15 protein-coding genes are annotated in these 18359 nt (G+C 56.3%); 3 read left to right on the top strand and 12 right to left on the bottom strand.

The window, feature by feature from the left end; all coding sequences use genetic code 11:
- Positions 1-43 precede the first annotated feature (43 nt).
- Positions 44-2014, top strand: a complete 1971-nt coding sequence (locus tag SELIN_RS03170) for a methyl-accepting chemotaxis protein (RefSeq protein ID WP_013505265.1) — start codon at positions 44-46, stop codon at positions 2012-2014.
- 44 nt (positions 2015-2058) lie between these two features.
- On the opposite strand, the gene SELIN_RS03165 is transcribed toward SELIN_RS03170, so the two are convergent.
- Positions 2059-2655 carry a class I SAM-dependent methyltransferase gene (locus SELIN_RS03165; protein ID WP_013505264.1) on the bottom strand — a complete coding sequence of 199 codons (597 nt, stop codon included), beginning with the start codon at positions 2653-2655 and terminating at the stop codon, positions 2059-2061.
- Between the two features lie 37 nt (positions 2656-2692).
- Entirely contained in the window at positions 2693-3631 is a 939-nt protein-coding gene (locus SELIN_RS03160) for a tetratricopeptide repeat protein (RefSeq protein WP_041725893.1), read from the bottom strand.
- 226 nt (positions 3632-3857) lie between these two features.
- Here SELIN_RS03160 and SELIN_RS03155 point away from each other — a divergent pair, with 226 nt between their 5' ends.
- Positions 3858-4049, top strand: coding sequence for a DUF6485 family protein (locus SELIN_RS03155; protein WP_013505262.1), 192 nt, complete (start codon positions 3858-3860; stop codon positions 4047-4049).
- Positions 4050-4078: 29 nt separating this feature from the next.
- Positions 4079-5203: a saccharopine dehydrogenase NADP-binding domain-containing protein gene (locus SELIN_RS03150; RefSeq protein WP_013505261.1), complete on the top strand. Its 1125-nt coding sequence runs from the start codon at positions 4079-4081 to the stop codon at positions 5201-5203.
- A 36-nt stretch (positions 5204-5239) separates the two neighbouring features.
- Here SELIN_RS03150 and SELIN_RS13755 read toward each other — a convergent pair whose 3' ends face one another.
- The 10 genes from SELIN_RS13755 to SELIN_RS03105 form a co-directional block, all read right to left on the bottom strand.
- Positions 5240-7678 carry a PAS domain S-box protein gene (locus tag SELIN_RS13755; protein WP_013505260.1) on the bottom strand — a complete coding sequence of 813 codons (2439 nt, stop codon included), beginning with the start codon at positions 7676-7678 and terminating at the stop codon, positions 5240-5242.
- 78 nt (positions 7679-7756) lie between these two features.
- The gene (locus SELIN_RS03140; RefSeq protein WP_013505259.1) at positions 7757-8470 is read right to left on the bottom strand and encodes a response regulator transcription factor; all 714 of its coding nucleotides are present in this window, start codon (positions 8468-8470) and stop codon (positions 7757-7759) included.
- 92 nt (positions 8471-8562) lie between these two features.
- Entirely contained in the window at positions 8563-11157 is a 2595-nt protein-coding gene (locus SELIN_RS03135) for a response regulator (protein ID WP_013505258.1), read from the bottom strand.
- 4 nt (positions 11158-11161) lie between these two features.
- The gene (locus SELIN_RS03130; RefSeq protein ID WP_013505257.1) at positions 11162-12025 is read right to left on the bottom strand and encodes an HDOD domain-containing protein; all 864 of its coding nucleotides are present in this window, start codon (positions 12023-12025) and stop codon (positions 11162-11164) included.
- A gap of 2 nt (positions 12026-12027) precedes the next feature.
- Positions 12028-12369 carry a hypothetical protein gene (locus tag SELIN_RS03125; protein ID WP_013505256.1) on the bottom strand — a complete coding sequence of 114 codons (342 nt, stop codon included), beginning with the start codon at positions 12367-12369 and terminating at the stop codon, positions 12028-12030.
- A gap of 26 nt (positions 12370-12395) precedes the next feature.
- The gene (locus SELIN_RS03120; protein WP_013505255.1) at positions 12396-13379 is read right to left on the bottom strand and encodes a chemotaxis protein CheV; all 984 of its coding nucleotides are present in this window, start codon (positions 13377-13379) and stop codon (positions 12396-12398) included.
- Positions 13360-14715, bottom strand: a complete 1356-nt coding sequence (locus tag SELIN_RS03115) for a methyl-accepting chemotaxis protein (RefSeq protein ID WP_013505254.1) — start codon at positions 14713-14715, stop codon at positions 13360-13362. Before SELIN_RS03115 ends, SELIN_RS03120 begins: the two co-directional genes overlap by 20 nt.
- A 7-nt stretch (positions 14716-14722) precedes the next feature.
- The gene (locus SELIN_RS15060; RefSeq protein WP_156788011.1) at positions 14723-14998 is read right to left on the bottom strand and encodes a hypothetical protein; all 276 of its coding nucleotides are present in this window, start codon (positions 14996-14998) and stop codon (positions 14723-14725) included.
- Positions 14999-15326: 328 nt separating this feature from the next.
- The gene (locus SELIN_RS03110) at positions 15327-16823 is read right to left on the bottom strand and encodes an NADH-quinone oxidoreductase subunit N (RefSeq protein WP_013505252.1); all 1497 of its coding nucleotides are present in this window, start codon (positions 16821-16823) and stop codon (positions 15327-15329) included.
- 13 nt (positions 16824-16836) lie between these two features.
- Entirely contained in the window at positions 16837-18345 is a 1509-nt protein-coding gene (locus tag SELIN_RS03105) for a complex I subunit 4 family protein (protein ID WP_013505251.1), read from the bottom strand.
- Positions 18346-18359 lie beyond the last annotated feature (14 nt).

Here is an 18359-nt window from a genome sequence, read left to right as displayed (position 1 = left end):
TCCCGAACCACAAGAATATTGATACAAATAGTGCGAGGTTGTTATGTTCCGGTCAATGAAGCTGACCGCCAAAATGATGATTCAGTTTGGTGTTGCTATTGCTGCGCTGTGTATTCTCATGGCCGTCGTCGTTGTCTACCAGGTTACCAGCAGGGTTGTGCCCCTTGAACAGGAGCTGACCCACGAGGTAGTGAGCTCAAAAGCCCAGGAGATCGGCAAATGGCTTGACGGGCACCATAATCTGATTGGCAGCCTGGCGCGCATGCCAGTCTTCCGTGAAGGGAACACCGATGAAATCGCCAGCTTTCTGCAGTACTACGGACGCTCCCTGAGCAGTGAATACGAAGTTCTGCTCTATACGGACAAAGACGGCATGGGCTACTATCACAATGGAACGGTCACCGACCTCTCTGACCGCTTCTACTACACCCGCATCATCAGAGATCGCATTGAGGATCGCCTGCTGACCAACCCTTTTCTGGCCCGCAGCACCGGCAACGTCATCGTGGCCGTAGCCCACGCTGTCACCAACTATGAAGGTGATGTGACCGGGCTGATCTTTGCCTCCATCAATACCCAGACCCTTTCGCGCATTGCCGACAATATCACCATCGCTCCCCATAACCAGGGGTGGCTGGTGGATGGTACCGGCCAGGTCTTTGCCCACCCGAATGCGGAATATCGCCTGGCCCTGAAGGTAAACAGCGCCGGAGAAAAGGGCTTTCGCAACCTGGAGCAGGCTGCCGCCGGAATGCTGCGACAGAATCCCGGCAGAGGGACATACCAGGAGCCCGATGGCATAGAGCGCACCCTGATCTACTCCCCGGTGCCATCATCACCTGGCTGGAGCTTTGCGGTCTCCATCCCCTCCAGTCATTTCATGGAAACCTCCTACGCCATACTCAACACCATCATCGCCGTAGTGGTTATCATGCTCCTGTTCATCGCCATCGTCATCTACGTCATCGCCCACTCCATCAGTCGTCCACTGGTCCGCGCGGCGGAAGCCCTGCAGGACATCGCCCAGGGAGATGGCGACCTCACCGCGCGCCTGGAAGTGCGCGGACGCGATGAAATCGGTCAGGTTGCCCACTGGTTCAATATATTTGTCGCCAAGCTCCACGATACGATTGCCAATGTACGGGCCTCTTCTGAAGGGGTTGCTTCCGCCAGCGAAGAACTCAGCAGCGCTTCGACACAAATGTCCCACAGCATGGTCAACCAGTCTGAGAGCGTTTCCCAGATTGCCTCAGCTATCCGGGAGATGAACGAGACAGCCCGCAGCGTTACCCAGGCCATCAATGAAGTGCAGCAGTATTCTCAGAATTCCCATGAAGCTGCTCAACAGGGCGGAGCGGTGGTATCTGAATCGCGGCGGGAGATGGAAAGCATTGCCGGTGAGGTCGAGCAGGCCACGGAAATGGCCCAATCTCTGGAAGAGAAGAGCCGCCGCGTCGAGGAAATCATTCAGGCCATCAACGATATCGCCGACCAGACCAACCTGCTGGCTCTCAACGCCGCCATTGAGGCAGCCAGAGCCGGTGACGCCGGAAGAGGGTTCGCCGTCGTGGCCGACGAAGTCCGCAAACTGGCCGAACGCAGCACAGACTCCACCCGGGAAATTATCCAGATCGTCGGCAGCATTCAGGAAGGCGTCCAGGGTGTCACCAAAGCCATGGAAGGAGTCAACCGCAGAGTGCAGCACGGCTCTGAGCTTTCCAGCCGCACCTCGGACGCCTTCAGCAAAATCCTGCAGGGCATCGAAGGGCTGCAGGAGTACATCAGCCAGAATGTTACCGCCATGGAAGAGATGTCCCGCACTTCGGAACATATCAGCGACGATATCCAGAGTGTTTCCGTGGCGTCGGAGCAAACGGCGCGGGCTTCCGATGAAGTTTCACGGGCTTCTTCCGATCTGGCACGCCTGGCGTCCGACGTGCAACAGACCATCTCCGCCTTCCGCGTTTCCGATGACAACGCTTCGCAATCACGGGCGCTGACCCCTTACACCTGAAGACACCAAGCCCCCTGAGCTGCTCAGGGGGCTTTTTTGCTTCGCTACCTTTTGCGCAGCAGCAGCACCCGCTGCTGCTGTTCTTCGATCAGCCTCAGGCCATACTCGCGACACAGGTAGGTTATGGTCTGACGATGATAGAAACTGACGTGGGTAGGGTCACACTTGTAGTACCAGTCGGTGAAATTGATGGACTCATCCCACAGCTGCGTCATGACAAACAGCCAGCCTCCCGGCTTGAGCAATAAACTCAGATGCTGCAACTGTTCCATGGGCCGGTGAAAGTGCTCAAAGCACTCCGTGGCAAAGATAAAGTCGAAGGGGCCGGCAGGACAGCTGGGGAAAAAGAGCGGGTCATAATTCTCACAGCTGATACCGTGGAACTCCAGGAGCTGCGAAAGGGTCGGACCCGGACCGCAGCCATAATCCAGTCCGCGCATACCGGGATGCAGGTACACCAGGGCTGGATCGAGAATGCGGCGCAGAAAATTCACATATCCGGCGTGCCCCAGATGGTTCTGATGCTTCTCATAGACACCGCGTTCGGTCTGGCGATCCGGCAGATGTTCGGAGTCCATGAAGATAAGCGCACAGCGGAAGCAGCGCCAGTAGGCTCGTCCCTTGCGGGTCTGAAAGACCATCGCTTTCCCTGCACCATCACCACATAAAGGGCACGGATTAACGGCAGCTGACATGGTCGTGCTGCTGCAGAATTCTCTGCGCATCCAGCAGGGCCTCACTCTCCAGCTGTTCCAGCAGGGCATTGCGATTTATCCTTGCCCGCTCATGGGCTGCTGCGGCTGCGCGGTGGAAGTAGACATAGGCCTTCACCAGATCTTTCTCCACACCATAGAATCCATTGGCATATATGGCACCAAGATTATTCATCGCGGCGGGCTCTCCCTGCTGAGCTGCCCGCTCATACCAGTACAGGGCCCGTTCTTCGCTCCGCTCGATCCCCAGCCCCTGACTGTAGAGCAGTGCCAGGTTATACTGGGCACGGCAGTAGCCCTGGCGGGCAGCCGATTCATACCAGCGGGCTGCCTCAGTTTCATTACGCCACTGCGGTTCATTGATATACAAAGTAGCCAGATTGTACTGGGCCAGGAGGTGGCCCTGCTCAGCCGCTTGGCGATACCAGCTGTGTACCTCCTCGCTGACATCGTCGCTCTCCAGGGTTGCGGCAAGCAGGAAAGCCAGGGCGAACTGCGCCTGAGGGTTTCCCTGGCGAGCCGCCTTCTCATACCATTCAAACGCCCGGGGAATATTGCGGGACAACCCGGATCCGGTGGCATAGAGGAAGGCAAGGGCTTCCTGGGCTTCAGCAACGCCCTGCTGAGCTGCCCGCTCATACCATATGGCAGCATCCTGAGCACTGGGAGCCAGCCCAAGGCCATGCTGATACAGAGTGGCCAGCAGCCACTGACTGCGGGCATCGCCTTCCTGGGCCAGGGGTTCAAGGGTGCGCCAGGCGGCCTCATAGTCACCACGACTATACCACTTCAGAGCTACCAGAAAGTCATTTTCCGGCACTGATATGCCCACATCCGGCAGCTGCGGAAGCTCCTCCAGCAGGAGTACCTGCTCCCCGGGCTGCTGCCCGGAAGCCGGAAGCACGCAACACAACAGTAAACTGGCAATCAAGGCAAACGACGCGAACCTGCTCACTGGCCATCCCCTTTACGCAAATGAAGATCACTATGCTACCACAAACCCACGCCTTCGCACCAGCAGCGGGTAATTCTCCCCACAACGCAGTTACCTTACCATACTTCCCCTGCGGCGAAATGATCTACTGCCTTTCGCGAAAAAAATTGGTACAGTTTTTCTCTGGAGGTGAAAAATGGACTGCAAACCCAACACGAAGGATTGTGCCTGCTCGTATCCCGGCTGCCCACGCCACGGTCGGTGCTGTGAGTGCGTCGCCTACCACCGTGGAAAGAATCAGGTGACCGCCTGCTTTTTCTCCCCGGCTGCAGAGCGAACCTATGATCGCTCCATTGCCAATCTCGCCAGAGACAAGGGCCTGCTCTGAGCCAGAATCATGGCGCCGCAAGAACCTGGATGATCTATGGCGCCACCGGCTTTACCGGCAGACTCATCGCCGCCCAGGCAGTCACAGCCGGGTTGCGGCCGATTCTGGCTGGCCGCAACCCCAAGGCAGTGCAGACACTCTCCCGCAACCTGGAACTTCCCTGGCGCGCCTTTGACCTTGGTGATGAAAAAGCGCCGCACTCCCTGGCCGATATTGACCTGGTGCTGAACTGCGCCGGCCCATTCAGCCATACGGCTCCCCACCTTGGCCAACTCTGCGTGCGCAGCAAAACGCACTATGTGGATATTGGCGGAGAACTTCAGGGGCTGGAAGCACTTCAGGCACTTCATCAGCAGGCACAGAGCTCCCAAGTGGCCCTGGTGGGCGCAGCAGGGCTGGCTGTTCTTCCCACAGACTGCATGACCCGGATGCTGCTGCCCGGACTTCCCGATGCCAGCAGACTCACCGTCGCCATCCAGTACAGCGACCACCCCGAAGCCTCCCTGCTGGGGAGCATCCTGCGGGCGCTGCTGGGAATGAAGCACGGTATCATGGTCGGGCCAGGCTCGGTGGCTACCGCCCTGGAAAGCCTGCGCAACCGACCTGTCCTGCGCCAGGATTCACACCTTTGCCAGGTACCCTGGGCCTCGCGCCTCCTGCAACGCCCCATCTTCCGCCATGGGCCAGCCCTGGGCGTCATCTTTCCCTGGGGCGACGTCATCTGCGCAGCGCACAGCCACGGCATCCCAAACGTTGAGGCATACCTGGCCGTCCACCGCTGGGAGCTCATGGCTATGAAGTGCCTGAACCTGGTACAGCCACTGCTGCGTCCGAAAATTCTCGAGTGGTTACTGCAAAGGGCTGCCCGCCATCAATACGCAGTGCATTTCCACGAAGGCGCACGCAGCACCTTTTGGATACGGCTGGAAAACACCACCGGCAAAGGGGTACAGGGACGGATGACCCATACCCCGTCTTCCGCGCTGGCAGGCTATGATCTGACGGTGTACGGCAGCCTGGCGGTGGTGAAGCATATGCTGGAAAAGGAGATTCCCGGAGGATTCACCACCGGAGCGGGTGTGACAGGCAGTGATATCTGGCGAAGTATTCCCGGCCTGCAGTGGCATGGCGAGGAACCCGCACACCGACTCTAGCGGCGGGCTCTGGTGGCGAGATCCAGCGGACTGCAGTTACTCCTGCTGTTCGCCTTCACTCTCGTCATCATCGGCGAACTGGAAATTATTGCGCCCCATGTCCTTGGCCTTGTACATGGCACCATCGGCTTTTTTCAACAGAGATGCCTTGTCCCTGCCATGATGGGGGTAGAGGCTGATACCGACACTGGGGCTCGTGTGCAGGCAGTGCCCGTCAATGGTAAAGGGGCGTGCGATGGCCTCCACGATCTTGCTGGCCACCATCGCAGCGGCATCGGCTCCCGTGATATCCAGCAGGAGTATCACAAACTCGTCTCCCCCCTGGCGGCTGACAGTATCACTCTGTCGCACGCAGGCACACAGACGCTTTGCCACCTCCTGCAGCAGCAGATCACCCATATGGTGCCCGAGGGTATCATTGATGATTTTAAAACGGTCGAGATCCACAAAAAGTACGGCCAGCTGGTGTTCATTACGGCAAGCCAGCACCAGGGCTCTCTCCAGACGATCCTGCAGCAGGGCCCGATTGGGCAGACCGGTGAGCGGATCGTGCCAGGCCAGGTACTGAATGCGTTCTTCAGCGGCTTTACGCTCGCTGATGTCGGAGAAGATGGCAATATAATGGGTAATGGCGTTGTCCGCATCCGTGGCGGTGCTTATACTCACCCACTGGGGATAGATTTCACCGTTTTTCCGACGGTTCCATATCTCACCCTTCCACTGACCCAGATGCAGCAGTGACTGCCACATCTGGTGGTAAAATTCCTCATCCTGACGGCCGGAGCTCAGAAGGTTGGGGTTGTGGCCAATCACTTCTTCACGACTGTAGCCGGTGATCGTGGTAAAAGCCTGGTTCACGGAGACAATGGCGTTATTGCGATCGGTAATGACAATGGCGTCCATGCTGCTCTCAAAAACCTTGGCAGCCAGGCGCAGCTCCTGCTCCGCCAGCTTTTCCTCGGTGACATCGTCGAATATGGCGACCACTTCTCCGGAAGGCAGGCGATAGACAAAGTTCTCAAAGTACCCCTGCCGCGAGTCATCATGATAGTGCGCGGGGGGAAAGTACTGTGGGGAGCCTGAGCGGTACACGTCCTGCAACACTGTCAGTAAACCGAAATCCTCCACACCGGGCAGTGCTTTGGTCAGATTACGACCGATCAGATCCTCTTTGCGGGCACACAGAATGCTCTCTGCCGACTTGTTCACATCTTTGAAGACAAAGACATCACCGCCACTTTCTACATCGTAGATGGCCACGCCGCTTTTCATGTTATCAAAAAGTTCGCGGTACTTTTTTTCATTCTTCTGGAGCGTTTCCATGATCTGGTGACGCTCCGTGATATCGGTGGCTACCTGCATGCGCACGACACTGCCATCAACCCAGCGGATTCCCTGGTCATGGCGCAGGAACCAGCGCCCCAGTGACGCATCGTATTCTTCCCAGGCGACCACTTCACCACTGGGGTTCCCATGTCGGTCAACCAGCGCCTGTTGAGCCGGGGCTGTATCCCGATTGAAACAGCTCCAGGGCTGTCCCTCAATGTCACCGTACAGTTTTCGGGCGTGGTGATTGACAAAGAGAATCTGTTCATCACCTTCCATCTGGGTGACGACGATAAGCGCATCCACCGCATCAAGAATCTTGCGCATGCGATCGGAGGAGTCCTTCAGGTAGTTCTCCATATCCTTGCGTTCGCTGATGTCACTCATGGTTCCCACCGCGCGCAAGGGTTTGCCGTCAGTGGCCCATTCGATGATCTTCCCCCGGGTCAGCACCCACTTGTAACTACCATCCTTGCAGCGCATGCGTTTTTCCACGACAAAGGTCGGGGTCTTGCCCTGGAGGTGGAGCTGTACCTCCCACTGGATCAACGGCAGGTCATCGGGATGCAGCAAATCCATAAAACTAGTGTAGTTGCTGGAGAGTTCGTGATCCGCGTAGCCCAGCATGGCCTTCAGGTTTTTTGAGAGGAACATGGCGTCCGTTTGGGTGTCCCAGTCCCAAACGCCATCCCCACTGCCCTCCAGGGCAAACTGCCACCTTTCCTCGCTTTGTCGCAGGAGTTTGATATTCTCCTCAAGGGCCTTCTGGTAACGACGCAGCGAAAGCATATTGCGAACCCTGGTGGTAAACTCAAGCATATCCAGAGGTTTCGTGAGAAAATCATTGGCGCCATGCTCCAGGGAGCGGTGTCGAATGTCCAGATCCTCGCTGGCGGTGATCATGAGTACCGGAACATGACGATGACGGGAGTTGCTTTTAAACTCACGCAGGAAGGTAATGCCATCAAGATCCGGCATCATGTAGTCGACGATGAGCAGGTCGATGTGCTGGTCCTGGCACCATTCAAGGGCATCACGGGAATTGACGAACCCTTCAAGCTGGCAGTTCTCCATATTCTTGGTCATCTGCTTCATCAGGGCCAGGATGGTTTTTGAGTCATCGACGGCGAGTATGATCATCTTGCTCATGAATACCAGTTCCTTGGGGGTGGATTATGGCGCTTCCGCAATCACGGATTCGGCCTCCTGCCTCCGGCAGGAGGAGTTTCACAAGGGAGAATCGGATGTCTTGCTTTGACACTGAGCCCGCAGGTACGCCTCTGTGCCTTCAATGGAGCGATTACACGGGGCTATGGTGGTCTGAGTGTCCAGCACCGGCAAATGGTCGCTGTTCAGAAAAAGGATCTCCCCGTCATCCTGCAGCTGACGCACAATGCGAAACGCTTCCTCCAGGAGTTCCTCGGAGTGCAGCAGTTTTCTGCTGGTTATATTTTTGGCCAGATGACCTTTCTTGCGCAGAAACTGATAGATCAGCGGAAAGACATACTCCTCTTCGTCATCGGGGCCGATGACGAGCATCTGGTCAGATTCCGCCTCAGTCCCGGGAGCTGCCAGCACCTCGCTGATCTTCTCCAGGAGATCAGAGACATTCACCGGCTTGATGAGAAAGGCATTCACATCCATGTCCACCACTTCAGAGAAGTAGTCCTCCTCGCTGAAAGCCGTGGCGGCAATAATCGGAACATCAGGGTCAATGGCCCGGATCTGCCGTATCATTTCCAGGCCGTTCATCACTGGCATATTGATATCCGTCACGACAATATCCGGACGATGCCGACGGAATAACTCCAGTCCCTCACGTCCGTCACCAGCCATATACAGTTGCTTGACCTTGTGGGCCAGTGAGCGCTCAAGGATCTTCTTTATAATAACTTCGTCCTCCACATAAAGGACCACAAGTTCTTTGAGTTTTTCGTCCATATCGGCGCCACTCCCCTGCATCAAAGGTTTTTATTTTATAACATGTTGTCGCAATATGTTGCCATCATTTTCCATGGGACAGTGCGGCTTTTTCACTGTCTGCCCGGCTCTTGCGACTTCGCAGGGATCCCTCCGGCAGCGCGATCCCATTTTCCGGTAGCCTCAAGGACTTTTGACAGCTGAGTCAGCTCCCTTTCCAGGCGAATATAAAGCAGCTCGATATCCTGCCACCCTGCCTGCCCCTGGGCGGCCCGCTCCAGGGTATTACACAGTTCAATGGCCACCGGCGCAGAGAAGTTTGCCAACATCCCCTTCATGAGGTGCGCCTGCTGCTGCAGCGCAAAGCTCTCCTTGTCGGCGACAGCCTGAGCAATAGCCTGCAGCACGTAAGGATACTCTTCAATAAAGGTCTGGGCAATGATCGCGAACATTTCGCGATCACCGCCAAGGCGCTTCATCACCATATCCATATCCATGATATTCTGCTGATACTGGGGAGTCAGGCGCGCTGCTATGGCGAACTGTTCAAGGACCGGTTGCAGCAGCTCAGGGCGCACCGGCTTGGTAAGATGACCATCCATGCCGGCAGCAAGGCATTTCTCCCGATCCTGCTCCATGGCATTGGCAGTGAGAGCGATGATGGGCAGGTGGTTGTCCGTACCGCACTCTTTGGCCCGAATAGCCCGCGTAGCCTCATAGCCATCCATCACTGGCATCTGGCAGTCCATAAGAACAAGGGCATAGGTGTTTTTTTCGAGTTTCTCCAGGGCCTCGCGGCCATGGGCCGCCAGGTGCACCTCAAAGCCCATCTTCTCCAGCTGCATTCGGACTGCCAGCTGATTCACCCGGTTGTCCTCCACCAGGAGCACCGGCAGAACATCCCGGACCCCAGGTTCTCTGTCACCTTGTGTAACAGCTTTCCCCTCAGGAACCACAGGGCAAACGGCGCTCACAGGCTCAGACTGAACACTGCTGGTCAACGCACGCCACAGCTTTATGGAGGATATCGGATGGGAGAGGATGCAGGTGTCCATATTCGGGTCAAGGCCCATAGGCAGGCCATTGCTGCCACCAAAGGGCGTCAGGAGCACCAGACGGCACTGGCGGTGCAAAGCGAGCATCTGCGAGATCCATGCACCATCACCGGCAAGCTGCGCGCTCAGAATAACGACGTGAAAAGGCCGTTGACTCTTTCCCGTGGTGATAAGGGATTGCAGCGCCTGCTGGCGGGTGGCAGTGATGGTGCATTCCATCTTCCAGGCCCTGAGGTACTCGCCCAGCACGTTCTGATACTGGGCATTCTTCTCAATCACCAGGACGCGGAAAGGCCGCTCCGGCAACGCCCACTGCGGCTCAGCATGATTGAGGGCAGGCAGCAGAGGCAGCGTAAACCAGAAGGTTGACCCCTGTCCAAGGCGACTTTCAATACCAATTTCCCCCCCCATCAACTCAACGAGGTTGCGGCAGATGGCAAGCCCCAGTCCGGTGCCACCATATTTGCGTGTGGTGGAAGAATCGGCCTGCGTAAACGACTGAAAAAGTCGCTCGGCAACCTCAGCATCAACCCCAATACCCGTATCACAGACCTCGAAACGAATCAGGGGCGCCTGGCCACCATCACCGAGAATCTTCACCTGCAGCTGCACACTGCCCTTTTCCGTAAATTTCAGCGCATTTGAGAGCAGATTGGCCAGCACCTGACGCAGGCGCAGAGCATCGCCTCGCACATAGGCGGGAAGCTGTGGATCCACATAAGAAGTCAGGACAATGCCCTTTTTCTGGGCTGCCAGGGCAAAGAGTTCGGTCACGCCTTCAGTGAGTGAGCCCAGGGAGAATTCGGCCTCTTCGATTTCCAGTTTGCCGGCTTCTATTTTGGAAAAGTCGAGGATATCGTTGATAAGAGCCAGCAGGGCATGGGCCGAGTCAGAAGCAAGCCTGGCGTACTCCTGCTGCTCGTTGTCAAGGCGGGTATCCAGCAGGAGATCAACCATGCCGATAATACCGCTGAGAGGAGTGCGTAGTTCATGGCTCATGTTCGCCAGAAACTGGCTTTTGGCACGGTTGGCTCCCTCGGCCTGATCCCTGGCACGTTCAAGCTCAGCCGTGCGCTTTTCCACCAGTTTCTGAAGCCTTTCGTTATCCTGGGAGAGCAGCCGGTACAGCTCAGCGCTCTCCAGGGCGTAAGCGGTACTCGTCAGAATTATGGAGAGCAGCTCCATGGTAGCCACCGAAGTGCGATGCATGGAGCCCTGTCGCAAGCCATAAAACATACCTCGAACGCGATTGCGGGTGGTGAGCACGTGCAGAATCTGCGCGCTGTCAGCAGTGTCACTCTCCCCAACGACCACGGGACGATTCTGGTTGATGGCCCAGGCAAATTCACCATTTTCGATTATAATATCCAGTGCCCGCTGAATCTCCGCGCTCCGCGAAGCCGGATGACTGAGCACCAGATCAAAGCTTGAGTCATCTTCATTGACCAGCAGGAAACCCATCTGGGTAAAGTGAAAAACCTGATTGAGGTATTCGAGACTCCGCCGCAGAATCTGATCGAGATTCGCCTGGTCGCGTGTGTTGGTGTGAATATCGCCCATGGAAGCGAGAATGCCCAGGGAGTGGGCGTACCAGCGAAGATTCTCTTCCAGCAGCTCAACCCGTTCCTGCAGCGCCTGCATGTTCGTAGCCATAGGCTCACCCGCCAGCTGAGGAGAGGAGGAAGATGCTCACCGCATCCTCGTATTCACGATCAACCTGCTGCAGAATTGGCTCCAGCTTGGCCACACCAAGATTCAGATTCTGCGACAGGCTGGCGTCAAGGGGCGGAACACAGGCCTCACCGGTTCGCCCGAGCTCCATGGCGTGGGCAATGGCATCCGCAAGATGCACGATATAGGCGTCCTCCATGTGGTAGCGGGCCTGGGAGGGATCATGATGATGGGCGACGGGATCACGCATGGAGACAGGCAGTTTCCAGCTTTTCAGCAAGGCGGCACTGATAGCGGAATGGTCAAAGCCGAGCACCCGCGCTTCCGCCTGGTAGAGGGGCAGAGACTCCTCTGCACCTATCCGGAAAGCCTCGATCGCCAGCGCAGAGTAGCCTCCGTAGAGCACCAGACGTCCAATATCGTGCAGCAGGCCCAGCAGATAGTAGCGCTCGGTGTTGCCGAGGCGACAGTAGCCCGCAATGACTTTGGCCGCGATGCCACAGCCAATACTGTGGCGCCAGAACTGCTCCATATCCACCAGGTCATTGGGAAGCCCGTTGAAGAGGTGCGTAACGCTGGAGGCGATAACCAGCTCACGCAACTGTTTGGTGCCGATGAGGGTTACCGCCCGCGAAATGGTATCAATCTTCTCAGGAAACTGGTAGAGAGCACTGTTGGCCACTTTCAGCAAGTGGGCTGAAAGGGCGCTGTCCTCAGCAATAATATTCGCGAAGTCGTTGAAGTTGGAGCGCGGATCCTGTAGGGAGCGATTCAGGCGGTGGACAATTTCGGGCAGCGATGGCAGCTGCCCCATGGCGCTGATAAGTTCGTCCGCGCTTTGTATCTGCATGATCACACCCCCGCTGAAGCGCGCATGAGGATGCGCTGCTGCGCCAGGCGCTTCAGCTCAGCGGTGCAGGGGTCATCGCTGGAAGATGCATAGCGGAAAAGCTGCGCGACACGTTTGCGCGCAGCCTCGATTCGGGCGGGGTCTATATGCTCCAGGAGCTCATCGGCGGAGTCGGGATCACTGCCGTACACGGCAACTTCTGTTACCCCCCAGGTCTTCAGAACCTTGATATGCTTTTCGGTAATCTCTGTATCAGCCGAAAACAGCAACCGCCCGCTCTGATCAAAGACATCGGCGGAGACCACCATTCCCACTTCAAGATACTTGGTTCGTATTACCGGCACCGTCTGTGTTCCTTTTCGCCCGCGGTTTACGGGCCAAAAATATACCTGTCGACCATCTCTACCAGTGTACCGATTTCCGGTTTGGTCACCGTGTCATCGGCCCCTACCAGCAGAGCCTTGCGACGGTTTTCCTCGCTCATAATTGACGAGAACATGATGACTGGTAGTTTTACATATATTTCTCTTTCACGCAATCGTTTTACCAGATGCATACCGTCCATGCGCGGCATCTCCACATCGCTGATAATCAGACTGACATGATCCCCAATGTTCCCACCTTCCGAGTGGGCGATCTGTTCAAACTCCATCAGCATGTCATAGGCTTCGGCGCCATCGTTGGCGCTGATAACCCGGTAACCTGCAGTGATCAGGGTTTTTTCGATCAGCTTTCGGATAAAGGCGGAGTCATCCACCGCCAGTACGGTTTTGTCACCACGACGCTGGACCATCTGCTCACTCTGGAGCACCTTCTGATCCAGGGAGATATCATAACTCTCCATACTCTGCGCCGGATTGATGTCAGCAAAGATCTTTTCAAAATCCAGAATCATGATGAGTCGCTCCTCCATACGGATAACAGCAACCACACAATCGGTGTCGCGGCTCTCCAGGAACTGGCTTGGCGACTCTACGTTTCCCCAGGAAATCCGGTATATCCGCGTCACTCCATCCACCAGAAAGCTGCTGAACTGTTTGTTGAACTCGGTCACGATGACCCGTTTCTCACTGAGATCAGACGCGACGGGAATCTTCAGCCAGTGGGCGATATCCAGCAGGGGGATCAGTCGCTCACGCAGGTTGAAAATACCAACGACGCTGGGGTGGGCATTGGGATAGTCAGTGGTCTCGGGAACCTTGATGATCTCCCGCACCTTGGCGACATTGATGCCAAAGTAACTTATCTTTTCACTGCCATCGGGCAACTGCCGCCGCAGCTGAAACTCTATGATTTCAAGCTCGTTCGTTCCGCTCTCCAGCAGAATTTCCTGTTTACTTGCGTGAGTTGTCATAGAGCGCTATCCTTTTGATATCGTTTGCCTCCTCGGAAGAAGAGCCTGTCCTGAAGGCGCTGATATGCTGCCGCACCTCAGCTGCCAGCCGCGCCAGGTCACCTGCTGCAAAGGAAACCTCCTCCGAAGCTTTGGCGGTCTCTTCCGAAGCCGACGAAATGGACTGAATATCATCATTGATATGGTCGGTGGTCTTGGACATCTCCTCAATAGCGGCCACATTATCTTCAATCAGGTGCATCAGGGCGTCCATCTCCCGCAGAATACTGGCGAAAGCCCCACTGGTCTGTTCCGAGAGCTGTGCGCCGTTCTGAACCTTCTCGTTCACCTTGGCCAGGGCGTTTGTCACCGTGTTCACCCCGGTCTGAATTGTCTTGACGATACCGATGATTTCACCTGTCGACTGGGTGCTGCGCTCGGCCAGCTTGCGCACCTCGTCAGCCACCACGGCAAATCCTCTGCCGGCATCGCCGGCACGGGCCGCCTCAATGGCGGCGTTGAGAGCCAGCAGGTTGGTCTGATCGGCGATATCATTGATCACCTGAATGACCTCTTCCACCCGGCGACTCTTCTCTTCCAGTTCGCGGGCAGAGTGTGCCGTGCGATCCACTTCGCTGGCAATGGTAGTCATCTCCTGCACCGACTGACCTACCGTATCGCCACCAGCCCGGGCAACCTGCAGCGCATTCTGCGAGCTCCCCAGCACCTCTGACATATTGCGGGCAACCACATTGACGGTCTCAGCCATTTCGCTGACCGCTGTGGATATCTGTGTGATCGCCTGGGCCTGCATGTTCATGCCCACAGACATCTCGTTGGATGAACTGCTGAGCTGCTCGCTGGATGAAGCAACGCCTTCCGTGGAAGCCCTGACATTGGTGATGATCCCTTCTGTTTTCGCCAGGAACACATTGATATTATTGCTCAGGCAGGCCAGCTCATCGGAGCCCTGTTCAGGCAGCCGCACCGTCAGGTCTCCATCGCCCACTGCCAGGTTCTCCGTCACGCTGCGCACTTGATTGAGCGCCGTAAGCACCGACTGGGAGATGACATAGGCTACCAGTGTGCCAACGATAACCGCAATCACGCTGATAGAGATAAGCGCCGCACGAAACCCGGCGATATAGGATTCATAGATACTGCGATCCATCGCGATTTCCAGCACACCCAGGGGATTGCCGGAGAAATCGGTAACCGCCCGGCCCAGCACGCTTACCGGCACCCCGTCAAGCTCACCTTGCAGCATCACCTGCTGGTCGTTGCGTGCAATCTGACGGGCCTGTTCCTCACTGAAGAATGAACCGGCATCGCGGAAAGTGGACGCAAAGGTTTCCACCTTTGCGTCACGTACGGTATACAGAGCGACATCTACACCAGAACGCTCCTTCACCGACTGAAAAAAGCTCTGCCAGGCCCTCACGATCCTCCCGCACAAACATCTCCTGGGCCAGGGGCATTGCCGCCACGGCTTCGCTGAGAACAATCGAGAGTTGTCGCTGCGCTTCAATCTGGTTCATGATGCCCTGGAAGTGGGAATTCAGCTCGCGCTGTTCAGCCGCATGGCTCATCTGCAGCGTCTGGATGCGGGCGGTGAGCAGCACTGCCAGCATCAGAAACACAAACAGCCCTCCGAATCCAAGGTACAGTCGTTTTGATATTGATATTCCCCGCAACCAGCCCATATATCCTCCCATTTCCGTAGCATTTGTCACATATCATCTATAACACTCCATATGAAACATTGCAAAGGATGTTTCCTGATCCTGTTCTGAATTGCATCAATTGCAGCACACAAGGAAGAAATCCCCTGACAGACGCACTCCTTCGCAGCTCACTCTTGTGAATAATACCACAAAGGGAATTTCACTGTCGGGAAAAAGAAAACTCCCGGAAACCCTCATGGGTATCCGGGAGCTGTGAAGCATGGAATATCAGGGGAACAGATGCCTAGAGGCGCTCCATTGACCAACGGATGACATTGATAATGGGCTCTGCCAGGAACATGGTCAACAGGATACCGGCAAAGCTGAAGCCCAGCGCACTGGTAACGCCAGCACCGGAAGGAGATGTCTCCTTCAGTTCCACGGTCTGCTCGTCAAAGTACAGTGCCTTGATAACCTTGGCGTAATAGAACAGGGAGACAATGCTCATGAGCAGACCCAGCAGGGCCAGCCAGATATACCCGCTCTGCACCGCCGCCCCAAAGAGGTAGAATTTCCCCAGGAAGCCAATGAAGGGCGGCAGGCCCGCCAGACTTACAAAGCAGGAGGCGGTGACAAAGGCCACAGCCGGGCTGCGTTTGGCCAGGCCGGCAATATCGCTGATCTCGGCACTGCCCGCCATGCGGCTGAAGTGCATCAGACCAGCGAAAGCGCCAATATTCATGAACAGATAGCCAAAGAGGTAAAACACCGCAGAGGTGGCGCCATCCAGGAAGGCGATATTGGCTGGTGTGTCATTGACGGCCATGAAGGCCACGATGCCCACCAGCACATAACCGGCGTGGGAGATACTGGAATAGGCCAGCAGGCGCTTGACATTGGTCTGCGCCAGCGCCGCCATGTTCCCGAGAATCATACTGGCAGCCGCGATGACCGCAAAAGCCACCGCCCATTGTCCTGCCAGGGCATCCAGGCCATTGCCCATGAATACATAGTCAATGAGACGGATGATGATGGCAAAGCCCGCAATCTTGGAAACCACGGACAAAAATGCGGTTACGGGATATGAGGCGCCCTGGTACACATCGGGACACCACTGGTGGAAAGGCACTACGGCCAGCTTGTAGCCCAGACCACCCAGAACCATGATCATGGCCATGGTGGCAGCGGGGCTCGACTCACCCTGCAGCACCTGTCCAAGCACCGCGCCAGCTTCCGCCAGATTGAGCGTTCCGGTCAGGCCGAAGATGATGGCAAAGCCGAAGAGCATGACCGCTGAGGAGACTGCTCCATAGAGCATGTATTTAAAGGAAGCCTCGGCGGCGAAAGCCTTCTCCCGCTGCATGCCTACCAGCACGTAAGAGGTAATGCTCAGCAGTTCCAGGCCCAGGAACACGGTCACCATGTTTCCGGCACCCGCCAGCACCATGCCACCCAGGGTGGCAATGGCAATCAGGTAGTAGAATTCGCCCTCTTTGGTCTGCCGCTCGCGCGCATAGACAAAGGACATCATGAGAGTCAGAATACCGCCACAGAGCATCATGACCCGGAACCACCAGGAGTAGCCCGTGTGCTCAAACATGCCCGAGTAGGTAAACGTGGTTGCGTAATCCTTGATGCCGATCAGAACTGCCAGGGCCGCTATCAGGCCCAGTATGCACATGTAGCCGACCGCATGTTTGTTCTCCTTGCGGATGAACAGGTCAGCGACCGTGGCGATGAATATGGCTGCTATGACCAGCAGTTCGGGAAATATCATAATGAGATCCGCTTGGTGCGTCATGTTTTCCCCCTTCCTAACCTAACAGCCCGAGGAGCTGAACTGTCGCCGGGTTGATAATATCCAGTATAAGGAATGGCAGGATACCGGTAAGCATGACGACAAACAGACAGGCGAACATATTGAATTTCTCCAGACCGTTCATATCCCTGAGCCCATTCCACACTGCCTTGCGGGGTCCAAAGAAGACCCGCTCCTGCAGCCACAGCATATAGGCTGCTGACAGAACCACACCCAGACAGGCGATGATGGTCAGCACGGGGAAGGCCTGGAAGGCGCCCACATAGGTGAGAACTTCAGCGATAAAGCCATTGAAGCCTGGCACACCCACGGCGGCAAAAGAGGTGATCAGGAACAGGGCCGAAGCCATGGGCATCTGCTGCGCCAGGCCGCCCAGTTTGGCGATGTCTCGGGTGTGGGTGCGGTCGTAAACCACGCCCACCATGAGGAACATCATGGCTGTGATGGTGCCGTGGGCAAACATCTGCAGAATACCGCCGTTAAAGGCCATGTGGTTGAGACTGGCCAGACCGAGGAGGATAAAGCCCATGTGGGAAACGGAACTGTAGGCGATAACCTTCTTCATATCCGTCTGGGCCAGGGCCAGCATGGCGCCATACACAATATTGATGACACCAAGCACCGCCAGAGTGGTGGCCAGGTACTGGGTTGCCTCGGGGAAGAGGCCGAAGTTAAAGCGGAACAGGCCGTAGGCACCCATCTTCAGCAGCACACCCGCCAGCAGAACCGAAACGGGAGTGGGCGCTTCCACGTGAGCGTCGGGCAACCAGGTGTGCAGGGGCACCACCGGCAGCTTGACGGCGAAGCACAGGAAGAAACCGGCAAACAGGAGTACCTGTACAAACATGCTCAGTTCACGCAGGATTCCACTCTGGGAAACAGTCACGTAGTCGAAGCTGTAGGCTCCAACAAAGAAGTAGATGGCCAGCAGGGAGATAAACATGCCCGCGGAAGCCAGTACGGTGTAGAGAATGAATTTGGTGGAGGCATACTCACGGCGCGCGCCACCCCAGATTCCGATCAGGAAGTACATGGGGATCAGCTCCAGCTCCCAGAAAATGAAGAACAGCAGCATGTCAACGGAGGTGAATACCCCGATGAGAGCCGTCTCCAGGAACAGGAAGAGGGCGAAGTAGAGCTTGGGCCGCTTGTCACCGATATTCCACGATGCCAGAGCACAGATGAACAGCAGGAACGTGGTCAGAACCACCATGGGCATGGACAGCCCATCCACCGCCACGTCATAGCTGGTGTTCAGGAAAGGGATCCAGTTCCAGGTATCGCGGAACAGGTACTGGTTTTCACCACCGGCATGGGGCCAGTAGGCAAAAGCCATAACGAGGGAGAGCACGAATACCGTAAAGGTGGTTGCTGCCGCAATAAAGTGGGGAGCCTTCGTGTTCTCCGACTTGCCCTGCAGGGCAATGATGAGCACACCAATCAGAGGAATGAGCATCAATGCCGTGATTGACAGGGTATTGAGTTCGGTTGGATTCACAAACATATATTACTCCTCCC

The organism is Desulfurispirillum indicum S5, from assembly GCF_000177635.2.
In the GTDB taxonomy this organism is placed as follows: Bacteria; Chrysiogenota; Chrysiogenetes; order Chrysiogenales; family Chrysiogenaceae; genus Desulfurispirillum; species Desulfurispirillum indicum.
This window is presented reverse-complemented; position numbering and strand designations above follow the sequence as displayed.

What these genes read in the sequence shown, in the direction of transcription:
- SELIN_RS03120 (WP_013505255.1), bottom strand. Translation starts at nt 13,379, where the DNA reads ATGACAACTCACGCAAGTAAACAGGAAATTCTGCTGGAGAGCGGAACG.
- SELIN_RS03170 (WP_013505265.1), top strand. Translation starts at nt 44, where the DNA reads ATGTTCCGGTCAATGAAGCTGACCGCCAAAATGATGATTCAGTTTGGT.
- SELIN_RS03140 (WP_013505259.1), bottom strand. Translation starts at nt 8,470, where the DNA reads ATGGACGAAAAACTCAAAGAACTTGTGGTCCTTTATGTGGAGGACGAA.
- SELIN_RS03150 (WP_013505261.1), top strand. Translation starts at nt 4,079, where the DNA reads ATGATCTATGGCGCCACCGGCTTTACCGGCAGACTCATCGCCGCCCAG.
- SELIN_RS03165 (WP_013505264.1), bottom strand. Translation starts at nt 2,655, where the DNA reads ATGGTCTTTCAGACCCGCAAGGGACGAGCCTACTGGCGCTGCTTCCGC.
- SELIN_RS03110 (WP_013505252.1), bottom strand. Translation starts at nt 16,823, where the DNA reads ATGACGCACCAAGCGGATCTCATTATGATATTTCCCGAACTGCTGGTC.
- SELIN_RS03135 (WP_013505258.1), bottom strand. Translation starts at nt 11,157, where the DNA reads ATGGCTACGAACATGCAGGCGCTGCAGGAACGGGTTGAGCTGCTGGAA.
- SELIN_RS03130 (WP_013505257.1), bottom strand. Translation starts at nt 12,025, where the DNA reads ATGCAGATACAAAGCGCGGACGAACTTATCAGCGCCATGGGGCAGCTG.
- SELIN_RS03105 (WP_013505251.1), bottom strand. Translation starts at nt 18,345, where the DNA reads ATGTTTGTGAATCCAACCGAACTCAATACCCTGTCAATCACGGCATTG.
- SELIN_RS03155 (WP_013505262.1), top strand. Translation starts at nt 3,858, where the DNA reads ATGGACTGCAAACCCAACACGAAGGATTGTGCCTGCTCGTATCCCGGC.
- SELIN_RS13755 (WP_013505260.1), bottom strand. Translation starts at nt 7,678, where the DNA reads ATGAGCAAGATGATCATACTCGCCGTCGATGACTCAAAAACCATCCTG.